At 68.0% G+C, this 14,381-nt stretch carries 13 protein-coding genes; 5 read left to right on the top strand and 8 right to left on the bottom strand.

What is annotated here, in order from left to right:
* Position 1: 1 nt before the first annotated feature.
* The gene (locus ACFOJE_RS12740; protein WP_377814758.1) at positions 2 to 739 is read right to left on the bottom strand and encodes a glycosyltransferase family 2 protein; all 738 of its coding nucleotides are present in this window, start codon (positions 737 to 739) and stop codon (positions 2 to 4) included.
* 585 nt (positions 740 to 1,324) lie between these two features.
* Here ACFOJE_RS12740 and ACFOJE_RS12745 point away from each other — a divergent pair.
* Positions 1,325 to 3,280 (top strand): LTA synthase family protein, encoded by a 1,956-nt coding sequence (locus ACFOJE_RS12745; protein ID WP_377814744.1) that lies wholly within the window; start codon positions 1,325 to 1,327, stop codon positions 3,278 to 3,280.
* Positions 3,281 to 3,297: 17 nt separating this feature from the next.
* The gene (locus tag ACFOJE_RS12750) at positions 3,298 to 4,020 is read left to right on the top strand and encodes a phosphatase PAP2 family protein (RefSeq protein WP_377814745.1); all 723 of its coding nucleotides are present in this window, start codon (positions 3,298 to 3,300) and stop codon (positions 4,018 to 4,020) included.
* 1 nt (position 4,021) lies between these two features.
* Here ACFOJE_RS12750 and ACFOJE_RS12755 read toward each other — a convergent pair whose 3' ends face one another.
* The 3 genes from ACFOJE_RS12755 to ACFOJE_RS12765 form a co-directional block, all read right to left on the bottom strand.
* Positions 4,022 to 5,386, bottom strand: a complete 1,365-nt coding sequence (locus tag ACFOJE_RS12755) for a formimidoylglutamate deiminase (protein WP_377814746.1) — start codon at positions 5,384 to 5,386, stop codon at positions 4,022 to 4,024.
* Between the two features lie 6 nt (positions 5,387 to 5,392).
* Positions 5,393 to 6,922: a histidine ammonia-lyase gene (gene hutH, locus ACFOJE_RS12760; protein WP_377814747.1), complete on the bottom strand. Its 1,530-nt coding sequence runs from the start codon at positions 6,920 to 6,922 to the stop codon at positions 5,393 to 5,395.
* An 88-nt stretch (positions 6,923 to 7,010) separates the two neighbouring features.
* Positions 7,011 to 8,594 carry a 2Fe-2S iron-sulfur cluster-binding protein gene (locus tag ACFOJE_RS12765; protein ID WP_377814748.1) on the bottom strand — a complete coding sequence of 528 codons (1,584 nt, stop codon included), beginning with the start codon at positions 8,592 to 8,594 and terminating at the stop codon, positions 7,011 to 7,013.
* Between the two features lie 151 nt (positions 8,595 to 8,745).
* On the opposite strand from ACFOJE_RS12765, the gene ACFOJE_RS12770 reads away from it, so the two are divergent.
* Entirely contained in the window at positions 8,746 to 9,156 is a 411-nt protein-coding gene (locus tag ACFOJE_RS12770; RefSeq protein ID WP_377814749.1) for a DUF1924 domain-containing protein, read from the top strand.
* A 10-nt stretch (positions 9,157 to 9,166) separates the two neighbouring features.
* Positions 9,167 to 9,682, top strand: coding sequence for a hypothetical protein (locus tag ACFOJE_RS12775; RefSeq protein ID WP_377814750.1), 516 nt, complete (start codon positions 9,167 to 9,169; stop codon positions 9,680 to 9,682).
* A gap of 276 nt (positions 9,683 to 9,958) precedes the next feature.
* Here the strand turns inward: ACFOJE_RS12775 and ACFOJE_RS12780 are convergent, their stop codons facing one another.
* The 3 genes from ACFOJE_RS12780 to ACFOJE_RS12790 all read right to left on the bottom strand — a co-directional run bounded on the left by ACFOJE_RS12780 (position 9,959) and on the right by ACFOJE_RS12790 (position 12,109).
* Positions 9,959 to 10,837, bottom strand: coding sequence for an AarF/UbiB family protein (locus tag ACFOJE_RS12780; protein WP_377814751.1), 879 nt, complete (start codon positions 10,835 to 10,837; stop codon positions 9,959 to 9,961).
* A complete protein-coding gene (locus ACFOJE_RS12785) occupies positions 10,837 to 11,079 on the bottom strand; it encodes a hypothetical protein (RefSeq protein ID WP_377814752.1) in 243 nt (80 codons plus the stop codon). The genes ACFOJE_RS12780 and ACFOJE_RS12785 overlap by 1 nt, the downstream gene beginning before the upstream one ends.
* A 247-nt stretch (positions 11,080 to 11,326) precedes the next feature.
* The gene (locus tag ACFOJE_RS12790) at positions 11,327 to 12,109 is read right to left on the bottom strand and encodes a 3-hydroxybutyrate dehydrogenase (protein ID WP_377814754.1); all 783 of its coding nucleotides are present in this window, start codon (positions 12,107 to 12,109) and stop codon (positions 11,327 to 11,329) included.
* Positions 12,110 to 12,312: 203 nt separating this feature from the next.
* Between ACFOJE_RS12790 and hutU the strand changes: the two genes are divergently transcribed.
* Positions 12,313 to 13,977 (top strand): urocanate hydratase, encoded by a 1,665-nt coding sequence (gene hutU / locus ACFOJE_RS12795; protein WP_377814755.1) that lies wholly within the window; start codon positions 12,313 to 12,315, stop codon positions 13,975 to 13,977.
* 205 nt (positions 13,978 to 14,182) lie between these two features.
* Here hutU and ACFOJE_RS12800 read toward each other — a convergent pair.
* On the bottom strand, positions 14,183 to 14,381 hold a 199-nt coding region (locus tag ACFOJE_RS12800; protein WP_377814756.1), incomplete at its 5' end, for a phosphate acyltransferase.

The following is a 14,381-nucleotide window of genomic DNA, read 5'->3' on the forward strand; positions in this document are numbered from 1 at the left end:
GTCAGCTCTTTATCTCGCGGGGGGACAACTCGAGGCGGGTACGCTTGATGAGCCACCACACGCCGAACAGATCGAGGATGCCGACCAGGGCGCGGTCCAGGTTTCCGTACTTGGAGACGCCGGCGGTGCGCGGCCGGTGGTTGACCGGATGAACGACCATGAGCCCGTTGTGGCGCTGGATCAGCGCCGGCAGGAAGCGGTGCATGTGGTCGAAGTAGGGCAGGCGCAGGAAGGCGCTGCGTTCGATCAGCTTGAGGCCGCAGCCGGTGTCGGGGGTCGCGTCCTTCAGCAGATGGCTGCGCAGGGCGTTGGCGAAGCGCGAGGCCCAGCGCTTGCTGGCGGTGTCCCGCCGGTTCACCCGGTGCCCTGCCACCAGCTTGATGCCGTCGTCGGCCCGGCTGCGCACGATCTGCAGCATGCCGGGAATGTCGGCTGGGTCGTTCTGCCCGTCGCCGTCCAGGGTCGCCAGCCAGCGGCCGCGCGCGGCCTGGGCGGCGTGGTAGAGGGCGGTGCTCTGGCCGAGGGAGTGGCTGTGGCTGAGGATGCGCAGCTGGGTGAAACCCTTTTCCCTCAGGGCGAAGAGCTCGGCGGCGGTGCCGTCGGTACTGCCGTCGTCCACGACGATGACTTCATAGGACTCGTCGGCCAGGGCGCGGCGCACTTCCTCGAGCAGCGGCGGGAGATTGCCTGCTTCGTTCTTCGCCGGAATCAGAACGGAAACGAATACGGAATCGCTCAGGTCGGGACGATGAAGAGAGTGGTGGTTCTCGATAATTGGCTCGCTGTAGCGCATTCCGATCCTCATTGGTGGCATGTCTTGTCCGGTAGACCGCGCAATTCTCAGGTATTCCGTGGCATCGGTACAAATTTGTGGATGCGGGTCAGGCAAAAACGGCGAAAGAATGTGATCGGACGACGAATCCGCACGAGCGAAATTAAGCTGGTGGCCGGGAGTGGCGCTGATCGCCCGGCCCGCCAATCGCCTCCCGAGCGCGACCTCGCTACGGACCTGGGCCGATTCGTCCCGACGGCGGCATGGCCGGGCTTCAAGCATCAGTTGTCGTCGGGCAAGAACGACTCCACGGGTAATCCGGAGCGTACAAAGCACCCTGTCGCAGGCGGGGCATTGAAGGGGATGGAGATGAAACTTTCATGACGGGCGCGCCTTCGCGCCGTCTATCCCGGCACGGACGTTTACCGGGAGGAGATTCCCGAAAGATGAATACCCTCGGCCGGGCCATCGTTTTTCACGCGGCTTTGACAGTCGGGTAGGGCATTTCGATTACCCTCTCGCGCAACGTTTCCCGTGCCACAAGGTTGCTCGATGCCCCGGCTCCATTTCGCCCAGCTGCGCTATCTCTCCATCATCCTGCTCGCCTGGCTGGTGGTCTTCCTCCTCACCCGGACCGCGCTGCTGGTCGGCCATCTGAACGATGCCCATGCCAGCTTCGGCGAAATGCTCGGCCTGTACGGCATCGGCATGGTCTACGACCTCGGCTTCCTGCTCTACGCCAGCTTGCCGCTGGCCGCCTACCTGCTGCTGTGCCCGGCCTGGCTGTGGAGGCGCTCCTGGCACCGCGCGTCGCTGCAGGGCCTGGTCGCCGTCTCCCTGTTCGTCATGCTGTTCGTCGCCGTGTCGGAGTGGCTGTTCTGGGACGAGTTCGGCGTGCGCTTCAACTTCATCGCGGTGGACTACCTGGTCTACTCGGACGAGGTGCTGAACAACATCCTCGAGTCCTACCCGATCTATCGGCTGCTGGGGTCGCTGGCGGTCCTCGCGGTCGTCGGGGCAATCCTGCTGCGCAAGGCCGTCGGCGCCGCCCTGGACGCGCCGCTGCTGTCCTGGAAGGGGCGCGGCTCGGCGCTGGCGGCGGTCGGCGGGCTGGCGCTCCTGACCGCCCTCGCACTGAGCCAGGACTTCCCCCGCGGCTCGGGCGGCAACGCCTACCTGCGCGAACTGGCCGCCAACGGCCCGTACCAGTTCTTCGCCGCCTTCCGCAACAACGAGCTGGACTACCCGCAGTTCTACGCCACCCTGTCGCGCTCCGAGATCGAGCAGCGGCTGCGCGAGGAAGTCAGCGAGCCGAACGCCCGCTTCGTCGGTAGCGATCCCCAGGACATCCGCCGGCTGATCGACAACCCCGGCGAGCCGCGCAAGTTGAACCTGGTACTGGTGACCATCGAGAGCCTCAGTGCCAAGTATCTGGGCAGCTTCGGCGACCCGCGCAACCTGACCCCGAACCTCGACCGGCTGCGCCAGGAGAGCCTGTTCTTCAACAACCTCTACGCCACCGGCACGCGCACCGACCGCGGTCTGGAGGCCATCACCCTGTCCGTGCCGCCGACCCCGGGGCGCTCCATCGTCAAGCGCCTGGGCCGCGAGTCGGGCTTCGCCAGCCTCGGCCAGCAGCTGAAGGTCAAGGGCTACGATGCGGTGTTCGTCTACGGCGGGCGCGGCTATTTCGACAACATGAACGCCTTCTTCGGCGGCAACGGCTACCGGATCGTCGACCAGAGCAGCATTCCCGAGGAGGAGATCCGCTTCAAGAACGCCTGGGGCATGGCCGACGAGGACCTCTACGCCCAGGCCCTGAAGCTGGCGGACGCCGATCACGCCGCCGGCAAGCCGTTCCTGCTGCAGCTGATGACCACCTCCAACCACCGCCCTTACACCTATCCGGAAGGGCGCATCGACATCCCCTCCGGCGACGGCCGCGAGGGCGCGGTGAAGTACACCGACTACGCCATCGGCCAGTTCCTCGCCCAGGCGCGGCAGAAGCCCTGGTTCGACCAGACCCTGTTCGTCTTCGTCGCCGACCACACGGCCGGCAGCGCGGGCAAGGAGGACCTGCCGGTGGCCAACTACCACATCCCGCTGTTCATCTACGCGCCCGGGTACATCCAGCCCCGCGAGTTCTCCGGGCTGACCAGCCAGATCGACCTGGCGCCGACCCTACTGGGCCTGCTCAATCTGGACTACACCTCGACCTTCTTCGGTCGCAACGTGCTGCGCGAGGACACCCCGCCCGGCCGGGCGCTGATCGGCAACTACCAGCACCTGGGCCTGTTCGACGGCAAGGATCTGGCGATCCTCAGCCCGCGCAAGGGCATCCGGCGGCACGACGACGCCCGCGGCCAGAGCCGCGAATCCGAGGCTACGGTCGCCGACCCGCTGGTCCAGCGCGACATCACCTACTACCAGGGCGCCAGTTACGGCTACAGCCGCGGGCTGCTGAGCTGGAAGCCCGAGCAGCAGTCGCTGCCGGTCAGCGAACGCTGAAAGGGAGATTCAGGTTCATGTCTAGCAGACCGTTCGATTTCCGCCTCGGCCTGGGGATTCCGCTGGGGGTGATGGCCCTGTTGTTGCTGCTCGACCCGGGCCCCGTCGACTTCGCCATCAGCAACCTGTTCTACGTGCCGGGCGAGGGCTTCGTCGGTCGGCACAGCTTCTTCCTCGAGGATTTCCTGCACGACCGGGCCAAGCAACTGGTCATCGTCATCGGCGTGCTGGCCATCGCCGGTTTCCTCCTCAGCCTGCTGCCGACGCGCCTGCGCCGTTGGCGCCGGCCGCTGGGCTACGTGGTGCTGGCGATGGGGCTTTCCACCAGCATCGTCAACCCGCTGAAGAAACTGACCGAGATGCACTGCCCGTGGAGCCTGGTGGAGTACGGCGGCAGCGAGGTCCATTCGTCGCTTCTCGGCCCCCGCGCGCCCACCGAGGATCCCGGGCGCTGCTGGCCGGGCGGGCACGCCTCGGCCGGCTTCTCGCTGCTAGCGCTGTTCTTCGTCCTGCGCGACCGCCGCCCGCGGCTGGCCCGCGCCGCGCTGGCCTTCGCCCTGGGGCTGGGCACGGTGTTCTCGGTCGGCCGGGTGATGCAGGGCGCGCACTTCCTCTCCCACAATCTCTGGACCTTCCTGATCGACTGGCTGATCTGCCTGATCAGCTACCGGCTGATCCTCTATCGCCCGGCCGTCCGGCTGGCGGGGGCACCGGCCGCTGTCGCCCCGGCGGCGTCGTGATTCAGGCTCTCGCCAGCTCCCGCAGTACCCGGGCGAACGCCTGCGCGCTGCGGACTTCGTCGGCATGTCGGCCCTCGCGCACCCGCCAGCGGCCGGCGACCATCACGTCGCGGACCTGGTGCGCGCCGCCGGCGAACAGCCAACGGTCGAGCAGCAGCTCGGCTTCCGTGTTCGCCAGATAGGGATCGTCGCCGTCCAGCACCAGCAGATCGGCACGCCGGCCCACCGCCAGCGCGCCGACCGGCTGCCCGCAGGCCTGCGTGCCGCCGGCCAGGGCGCTGTCGTAGAGAGCGCGGCCGAGCCTCGGCCGGTCGGCTCGGGCGAGACGGTAGCGGCGCCGGTCGCGCAGGCGCTGGCCGTATTCCAGCCAGCGCAGTTCCTCCAGCGGGCTGACCGACACCTGGCTGTCCGAGCCGATGCCGAAGCGCCCGTCGAGGGCGACGAACGCGGTGGCCGGAAACAGCCCGTCGCCGAGGTTGGCCTCGGTGGTCGGGCAGAGGCCGACCACCGCACCGCAGGCGGCCAGCCGCTCGACTTCATCGGCCTCGGCCTGGGTGGCGTGTACCAGGCACCAGCGCTCGTCCACCGGGCAGTGGTCGAACAGCCACTGCAGGGGGCGGCGCCCGCTCCAGAGCTGACAGTCGTCGACTTCCCCGGTCTGTTCGGCGATATGCAGATGCACCGGCAGATCGAGCGGGGCGTCCGCCAGCACCCGGGCGATCTGCTCCGGCGCCACCGCGCGCAGGGAGTGGAAGCCCAGCCCCAGGTATTGCCCGGCCTGCTCCAGGACCGGGCGCAGGCGCGCCAGCAAGGCGAGATAGCCATCGACGTCGAGGATGAAGCGTCGTTGCCCGTCCACCGGCGGCTGGCCGCCGAAACCGCCGTGGCTGTAGAGCGCCGGCACCAGGGTCAGGCCGATGCCGGCCTGACGGGCGGCGCGGGCGAGGCGCAGAGACAGCTCGGCCGGATCGGCGTAGGGCCGGCCGCCGGGGCCGTGGTGCAGGTAGTGGAACTCCACCACGCTGGTGTAGCCGGCCTTGAGCAGCTCGATGTAGAGCTGGCGGGCGATGGTTTCCAACTGGTCGGGGTCGAGTTGTCCGACCAGCCGGTACATCCGCTCGCGCCAGTTCCAAAAGCCGTCCGCGCCGCCGGCGGCACTTTCCGTCAGACCGGCCAGGGCGCGCTGGAAGGCGTGGGAGTGCAGGTCGGGCATGCCTGGCAACAACGGGCCGTGCAGGCGCTCGGCACCCGCGGCGGAGGCGTCGACTTGAATGTCGTCGATACGGCCGGCGGCGGAGATTTCCAGGCGCACATCCTGCGCCCAGCCCGATGGCAACAGGGCGCGTTCGGCGAACAGGGCTGTCATGCAGACTCAGCTCCTCAGGCGGGCGCTGGGCAGCCAGCGCTCGAAGGCGCCGCCCTCGACCCAGACGCGCGCAGCGGCGATGTCCGGGGCGAAATAGCGGTCGCGATGGTAATGCGGCACCTGGCGACGGATCAGCGTTAGCACCTCGGCCAGCGACGGCGAGGTGGTCAGCGGCGCATGGAAGTCCACGCCCTGGGCCGCCGCCAGCAGTTCGATGCCGACGATGGCGGCGGCGTTGCCGGCCATGTCCTGCAGGCGGCGCGCGGCGAAGGTGGCCATGGAGACGTGGTCCTCCTGGTTGGCCGAAGTTGGCAGGCTGTCCACCGAGGCTGGATGGGCCAGGCTCTTGTTCTCCGAGGCCAGGGCCGCGGCGGTGACCTGGGCGATCATGAAGCCGGAGTTGAGCCCGCCGCCTTCGACCAGGAAGGGCGGCAGGCCGGACAGCGCCGGGTCGATCAGCAGGGCGATGCGCCGCTCGGAAAGCGCGCCGATCTCGGCGATGGCCAGGGCCAGCACGTCGGCGGCCATGGCCACCGGCTCGGCGTGGAAGTTGCCGCCGGAGAGCACCGCGTCGTCCTCGGCGAACAGCAGCGGGTTGTCCGTCACGGCGTTGGCCTCGCGCAGGAACACCCCGGCGGCGAAGTGCAGGTGGTCCAGGCAGGCGCCCATCACCTGCGGCTGACAGCGCAGGGAGTAGGGGTCCTGAACCTGCTTGCAGTGGGCGTGGGAACGGTTGATCTCGCTGTCGTGGAGCAGTTCGCGATAGAGCGCGGCGACCTCGATCTGCCCGGGCTGGCCGCGCACCGCCTGGATGCGCGCGTCGAACGGAACGAAGGAGCCTTTCAGCGCCTCCACGCTCAGGCTACCGGCGATCACTGCGCCGGCGAACAGCCGTTCCGCGGCGAACAGCCCGCGCAGGGCCAGGGCGGTGGAGACCTGGGTGCCGTTGAGCAGGGCCAGCCCCTCCTTGGGCCCGAGGACGAGGGGCCGCAGCCCGGCGATGGCCAGACCTTCCCCGGCGTCCAGCAGCCGACCGCGGTGACGGACCTGGCCGACGCCGATCAGCGCCGCGCCCAGATGCGCCAGGGGCGCCAGATCCCCGGAGGCGCCCACCGAGCCCTGGCTGGGGATGCACGGGTAGACCCCGGCGTCGTACAGCTTGAGCAGGGCCTCGATCACCGCCGGGCGGACCCCGGAGTAGCCCTGCGCCAGGGCGGCGATCTTCAGCGCCAGGATCAGCGCGACGCTGGCGTCGTCCAGCAGAGGACCGGTGCCGGTGCAGTGCGAGAGCACCAGATTGCGCTGCAGTTCGGTCAGCGAATCCTCGGGGATCAAGGTGCGCGCCATCAGGCCGAAGCCGGTATTGATGCCGTAGACGGTGCGCCGGCCGGCGACGATCTCGCCGACCCGCCGGGCGCTGGCTTCGACGGCGCCGGCACAGTCCGGGTCGAGGGCGATGGGGACTTGCCGGCGGTGGATGGCGCAGAGCTGCTCCAGATCGAGCCGGCCGGGGCGCAGGAGGAGAGGGACGGACATGGGGCTTTCCGGGCGATGGCCTTTCTTTCGGTATAGGCAAAAAGCCGGGGGCGCGCCGCCGGATTCCGTGCCGGCGGCTGGGCGGGCCTCAGAATTCCACCTGCAACTCCCGGCTGGCCGGCTCGGCCTGGCACGCCAGCACCCATCCCCGGCGCACCTCGTCCTCGTCGAGAATTTGGTTGCTGCGCATGCTGGCGCGTCCGGCCACCACCTTGCACCGGCAGGCGCCGCAGAGGCCGGCACGGCAGGCGTTGGGCGGCTGCAGGCCGGCCTGTTCCATGGCGTCCATCAGCACCTGGCCTGGGGATACCTCCAGTTCGTAATGCCGTCCCTGCAGCCGGACGTCGAGCCTGCTGTCCCCGCCGGTCGCTACCGACCGCACTGGAGCTCCGACTCCGGGCGCGAAGCGCTCTAGGTGGATCCGCTCCTTGGGGATCGTCAGTCGCAGCAGGGCGTCCCTGGCGCTGGTCATGAACGCTTCCGGGCCGCAGATGAAGCAGTCCGGGTGCTGCCAGTCGTCGCCGCTCATGTCTCGGATGGCCGAGGCAATCACGGCGGCGTCCGGCAATCCCTCCGTGCTCGTCAGCCAGTTGACCATCCGCAGGCGCTGCGGATAGCGCTGCCGCAGGGCGTTCAGCTCGTCGGCGAAGATCGCCGAGGACTGGTCCCGGTTGGTGTAGAACAGGCAGATCCGTCCGCGGCCCCGTTCCAGCACCGACTGCAGAATGGCGAACAGAGGCGTGATGCCGCTGCCGGCGCCGATCAGCAGCAGATCGGCGTCCAGGCTGGCCGGGGTGAAGCTGCCGACCGGCGGCATGGCCTCGATGCTGTCGCCGGGCTGCAGGTGGTCCAGCAGCCAGTTCGAGGCGAGGCCGCCCTCGACCCGCTTGACCGTGATGCGCAGCGGCTGGCCGGCCGAGGGGGCACGCGACAGGGAATAGCAGCGCAGCATGGGGCCGCTCTCGTGGGGCACCCTGAGGGCCAGGAACTGTCCGGGCTTGCCGGTGGACCAGGTCGCGTCGCCGGCCGGCGGGATCAGCTCGAAGGAGCAGGCGTCGGCGGTTTCGGCGTGTCGTCCGCTCACCGTCAGGTGCTGGAAGGCCGTCGCAGTCGCCTCCCCGGTTGCGGGAGCGGCTTTGCGGGGAGGGACGGCCGGCGCCGGGCGTTTCGGCAGGCCGCGCAGCATCGACCATGCCATCTGCCAGCGGAACAGCAGGACAAAGCCGATATGCAGGCCGACCAGCCCCATGGCGAGATTGGCGAAGAATTCGTGCACCTCTTCCGGATCGTCCAGGCCGGCGAGGAAGTCGCCGCTGGCGGCGCCGAAGAGATCCGGTTGCACGCCGGGAATGGCCCTGGCCAGTACCTCTCCGTTGTCGACCATGCCCAGGCCGATCAGGCTGGCGACGGCGAAGCAGGACAGGGCGGCGAAGGTCAGCCACCTGCCGGCAGCGGCCCGGTCGGGCCTGCGCCACGCCCGAAGCGCCGGCGCCAGCCTGGGGAAGCCGCGAGGTTTGAACGGCGCCAGCAGCAGGCGTATCAGCAACAGGAGCAGCAGGCCGTAGCCCAGCCAGATATGCGCCAGTTCGGCATCGTCGCCGGTCAGGTAGACCGCGACGAAACTGCCGGCCAGCAGCCAGTGGAACAATCTGAAACGGTTGAATGCAGCCATGACTCCAGGCTCCGGTGGGAACAGAAAACCGATGGCGCTCTTGTAAGCCTCTTCCCTTAAACGGAGCTGAAAAATCCAGGTGGCCTTTTTAAGCCAGGTTTAAGCCAGCGGATCTAGCGTGCGCTCCAGGTTCCCCCCTGGACGTATCCCCATGAAATCAGCACTGCTTGCCATGTTCGTCACTCTCACCCTGCCGCTGGCCCATGCCGAGGGCCCGGGGGATCAGCTCCTCGCGGGCTATGCCGAACAGGCCCGCCAGGGCGATCCCGGCTTCGCCGGCTTTTCCGCCGAGCGCGGCAAGACCCTGTATTTCCGCGAGGAGCAGCGGGACGGCAAGACCATGAGCTGCACCTCCTGCCACACCGCCGATCCCCGCCAGCCAGGCAAGACCCTGGCCATGCGCAAGATCGACCCGCTGGCGCCGGCCGCCAATCCCAGGCGCTTCACCGACCCGAAGAAGGTGGAGAAATGGTTCCGTCGCAACTGCGACGACGTCTTCGCCCGCGAATGCACCGCGCAGGAGAAGGGCGACTTCGTCACCTGGATCAACACGCTGAAATAGGCCGCCCATCATGACCCGATCGACGTTTCTCGGTTGTCTTCTGGCCGCGCTAACCCTGGGCGGCCTCGCCGTCGCCGGCGACCACTCGTCTCAACGGGACGGCTACCGGCGTCCCAAACAGCTCGCCGTCCCCGCCGATGCGCCCGAGGTATGGAAGAGCGAATGCTCCAGCTGCCACATGCTCTATGCGCCGGGCCTGCTTCCCGCCGGCGCCTGGCAGCGGCAGATGGACAGTCTGTCCGAGCACTACGGCAGCAACGCCTCGTTGGCTCCGGAGGAGGAGCAGGCGATCCGCGACTTCCTGCTGCGCGCCTCGGCGGGCAACCGGCTGCCGGTGGAGGGCAAGGTAGGTTCCGGCGAGCCGCCGCGCATCACCGGCACCCGCTGGTTCCAGCGCAAGCATCACGAGATCGGCGCCGCGAAATTCCAGCGCGAAGCAGTAGGCGGCCCGCACAACTGCGTGGCCTGCCATCGCGATGCCGAGCGCGGCGATTTCGACGAGGACAGGGTAAAGATTCCGCGCTGATCCGGATGTCCGTTCCCAGGACGGAAGAAGGGCGGCACGACTCGCTCACGAGTGACGGATTACATGACCCTAAATCGAGATAGTTACCGTTTGGGAAGTTATGTCGATGTATTTTCAGCGATTGGCGTGTTTTTTAGACATTTCTACCCGTAATCGGAAGTCATGTGGCGGCTTAATGTTTTCGCCACCGCGGCGCTGGCTGAGTGATCAGGGGGAGGCGCAAGCGGCGGCGCGGCCGCGCCTTGAGGCAGGCAGTCTTTCAGGCTGCCGCTGCGTCTAGCGGGCGCTGGCGCGATCCTGGGCGGTCTGGCGGAGTGCCTGCCGCATATGGCAGGACTTCGGCAATGCCGCTGCCTCCCTGTTGGTTGCGCACAGGATGGGCCGCTCGATGGCCGGGTTGAGAAAGGCCTCGATGGACTCGATCAGCCGTTGCTCGGACTGGGCGTCGACTGCAGAAGCGCTGCGGCGACGGGAGAGCTTCTTCAGGCGCGTCTCGATGGCCTCAAGATCCAGGGACTTCCGCCCCGGCCAGAGCAGCAGGCGTCTGGAGAACGGCCGCCGGCTGGAGTATCGCAGCAGCAACGTCAGCAGTCCCTCGGCGGTCGCGAAGGACGCTTCGTCCCCGACCAGCCGGTACAGCAGCTGTCGGACTCCGTCCTCGAGCCGGGGCGTGGATGGGCTGCGTTCGCCATTCATGACGAAGCAGAAAACCCCCAGATGCAGCGCCGCTGCGAGGGCCGGATCGGCATTCATGTCCATCTTCCCGCAGTCGATGGTGCGCAACGGGGCCTGAGGGTCGGGCGAGACCATGACATTGCCGGGATGCAGGTCCAGATGGGCGATGCCCGCATCGCGCAGCGCGGCGAGCATGGTCATCAGCTTGTGCAGCAGTTCGCGACGAAGGACTGGCGAGTCGATGGCCTGACGCCAGCGACTGGTGAAGGTTTGCAAGCCATCCAAATACTCCTGCAGCAGCACCTGTCGCACAGGCAGGCCGGCGCGGAACAGCTCGCCGAAAGCGAAGGTCCTGACTCCGTGACCGGTCCGCTCATGCAGGGTCAGGTTGTGGGCCAGCTCCGCCGTGCCATGACCGCAGCCGAGCAGCGGATTGTCGAAGCCGAGCAGAGCGCCCAGGCGCGCATGCGTTCTCTGCATCATCTACTTGGCGAAGTACGGGGGCGAATCGGCAAGATGCGAGGTGCACAGCCGATAGTAATGCGCTGCTGGTTGCTCTTGCCCCCGAGCAGGGTGATCCCCGTCGAATGCCCCATACGTAGGTACCTGTCCATCATCTCGGCGGGTTCGTAGGCGCTCTTGTCGAACAGCCACTCCGATTGGGAGAAGATCATCTGGCCCACCGAATACTGGCTCATGAAGGCGGGGCGGAACCTGTGCATGCTTCCGGACTCCCGACGGCTTTGGGAGGGGAGGGAGAGGGGAAAAACGTCTAAATCGAATCCCCTCTGGATGGTTGCCTGCCATCGGCCGATGAGTTCGGTGGGCAGGCCCGCCAGTAGTCTGGATGGCCCTGCGGGGCGATCTTGAGCGGATGACGTTAGTGACGGGCTGGCGGGAAATGGCCGGCTGATGGCCGGCCATGCGCGGCGGGAATTCGGTGAGGGGGTGGGCGAGGTAGCCGGCGCTTCAGTGCTGAGTCCAGCCGCCATCCATGGTGACGGTAGAGGCGGTCATGGAGGCTGCGGCGCTGGAGCAGAGGAAGATCGTCATGGCCGCCAGCTCCTCGATCTTGACGAACTCCTTGCGTGCCTGGGGGGCCAGCAGCACGTCGCGGATCACGTCCTGCGCGGGAATCCCGTGAGTCTTCGCCTGGGCGGCGATCTGCTGCTCGACCAGCGGGGTCTTCACGTAGCCCGGGCAGATGGCGTTGCAGGTGATGCCGTGCTCGGCGGTTTCCATGGCCACCGTGCGGGTCAGACCGATCAGGCCGTGCTTGGCGGCCACGTAGGCGGACTTGAACGGCGAGGCCTTCAGGCCGTGGGCCGAGGCGATGTTGACGATGCGGCCCCAGTGGCGCGCCTTCATCTCCGGCAGTACCGCCTTGATCAGGTGGAAGGCGGCGGACAGGTTGATGGCGAGGATCTCGTTCCACTTGTCCTCGGGGAATTCCTCGACCGGCGCCACGTACTGGATGCCGGCGTTGTTCACTACGATGTCCACCTTGCCGAATTCGGCGCGCGCGTAATCGGCCATGTCGCGGATCTCTTCCGGCCGGCTCATGTCGGCGGGCGAGTAGCGCACCTTCACGTCGTGGGCCGCTTCCAGACCATGGCGCAGGCTCTCGATGCTCGCCGCGTCGCCGAAGCCGTTGAGCAGCACGTCCGCGCCCTCGGCGGCGAAGGCGCTGGCGATGCCGAGGCCGATGCCGCTGGTGGAGCCGGTGACGATGACGGATTTTCCCTTGAGCATGTAATTCTCCTTGTTGGATGCGAATTCGGGGAGCGGGACGACGCACAAGCTTCGCACCGCGACTGGAAAAGGTCTACGCACTAGAGCTTAGGCCGGTACGGCCGGGCCTGCCGGCCCATTGGACCCGGCGGGCCCGGAGTGGTTGCCCGCCGTCGCCGGCGGGGCGCCTGTCTATGCTTAGGGCAGACAGGAGGATCGTAGCCATGAGCCGATACCGCGACGTCGAGATCCGCGCCCCCCGGGGGACCACCCTGAACGCCAGGTGCTGGCTGACCGAGGCGGCGCTGCGCCTGTTGATGAACAACCTCGACCCGGAGGTGGCGGAGAATCCCAAGGAGCTGGTGGTGTACGGCGGCATCGGCCGAGCCGCCCGCGACTGGGAATGCTTCGACCGCATCGTCGAGACGCTGAAGCAGCTGGAGGCCGACGAGACCCTGCTGATCCAGTCCGGCAAGCCGGTCGGGGTGTTCCGTACCCACAAGCACGCGCCGCGGGTGCTGATCGCTAACTCCAATCTGGTGCCGCACTGGGCGACCTGGGAGCACTTCAACGAGCTGGACGCCAGGGGCCTGGCCATGTACGGGCAGATGACCGCCGGCAGCTGGATCTACATCGGCAGCCAGGGCATCGTCCAGGGCACCTACGAGACCTTCGCCGAAGCCGGTCGCCAGCACTACGGGGGCGATCTGCGCGGGCGCTGGCTGCTCAGCGCCGGTCTCGGCGGCATGGGCGGGGCGCAGCCGCTGGCGGCGACGCTGGCCGGGGCCTGCGCGCTGATCGTCGAGTGCCAGCAGAGCCGTATCGATTTCCGCCGCCGGACTGGTTATCTGGACGAGCTGGCGGTCGACCTGGACGAGGCCCTCGCGCGCATCGACCATCACGTCAACGAGGGCCGGGCGGTATCGGTCGGTCTCTGCGGCAACGCTGCGGAGGTCTTGCCCGAGCTGGTGCGCCGCGGCGTGCGCCCGGATCTGGTCACCGACCAGACCAGTGCCCACGACCCGCTCAATGGCTACCTGCCGAGGGGCTGGAGCTGGGACGAGTACCGCGAGCGGGCGGCGCGCGAACCGGCGGTGGTGGTGAAGGCGGCCAAGCAATCCATCGCCGAGCACGTGCGGGCCATGCTGGCCTTCCGACAGATGGGCGTGCCGGTCTTCGACTACGGCAACAACATCCGTCAGATGGCCCGAGACGAGGGGGTGGAGAACGCCTTCGACTTTCCCGGTTTCGTCCCGGCCTACATCCGGCCGCTGTTCTGCAAGGGCATCGGTCCCTTCCGTTGGGTGGCCCTGAGCGGCGAGGCCGAGGACATCTACCGCACCGACGCCAAGGTCAAGGAGCTGATCCCCAACGACCCGCACCTGCACCGTTGGCTGGACATGGCCAGGGAGCGCATCCGCTTCCAAGGGCTGCCGGCGCGCATCTGCTGGGTCGGTCTCGGCCAGCGCGCCAAACTCGGCCTGGCCTTCAACGAGATGGTCCGTCGCGGGGAACTGCAGGCTCCGGTGGCCATCGGCCGCGACCACCTGGATTCCGGCTCGGTGGCCAGTCCCAACCGCGAGACCGAAGCCATGCGCGACGGCTCCGACGCGGTGTCGGACTGGCCGCTGCTCAACGCCCTGCTGAACACCGCGAGCGGTGCCACCTGGGTGTCGCTGCATCATGGCGGTGGGGTAGGCATGGGCTACTCCCAGCATGCCGGGATGGTCATCGTCTGCGACGGCAGCGACGAGGCGGCGACCCGCATCGCCCGGGTGCTGCACAACGACCCGGCGAGCGGGGTGATGCGCCATGCCGATGCCGGCTATCCGGAGGCCATCGCCTGTGCCCGCGAGCAGGGGCTGAAGTTGCCAATGATGGATTTCTGATAGGGCACTATCGCCTGGTTCCCGCGTTCGTCTCGCGCTTTGCGGGGCGAGGATGGGATTGGTTCGCTGCGCATTGACCGAGATGCCCGCTGAAGAGGGCTTGGAGAGATAAGCGCTGCCCGTATCCAGGCAGCGCGGAGGGACCAGCGAACCGGAGCAGGGCGCCATCGCGGTCGGTTGGCCGGATGGCGCCCGGTCGCGGGCCTCAGGCCTCGATCAGCCGTTGCGGCTGCGGGGCTGGTTGCGGCGTGGCCGGGGCCTGGGTGGCGGCCTGCAGGGCGGTGAGGGCGATGGTGAAGGCGATGTCGTCGACCAGGGCGCCGCGCGACAGGTCGTTCACCGGCTTGGCCAGGCCCTGCAGCATCGGGCCGACGCTGAGGCAGTTGGCGTTGCGCTGGACCGCC

The organism is Azotobacter bryophylli, from assembly GCF_042643485.1.
Taxonomy (GTDB): domain Bacteria; phylum Pseudomonadota; class Gammaproteobacteria; order Pseudomonadales; family Pseudomonadaceae; genus Azotobacter; species Azotobacter bryophylli.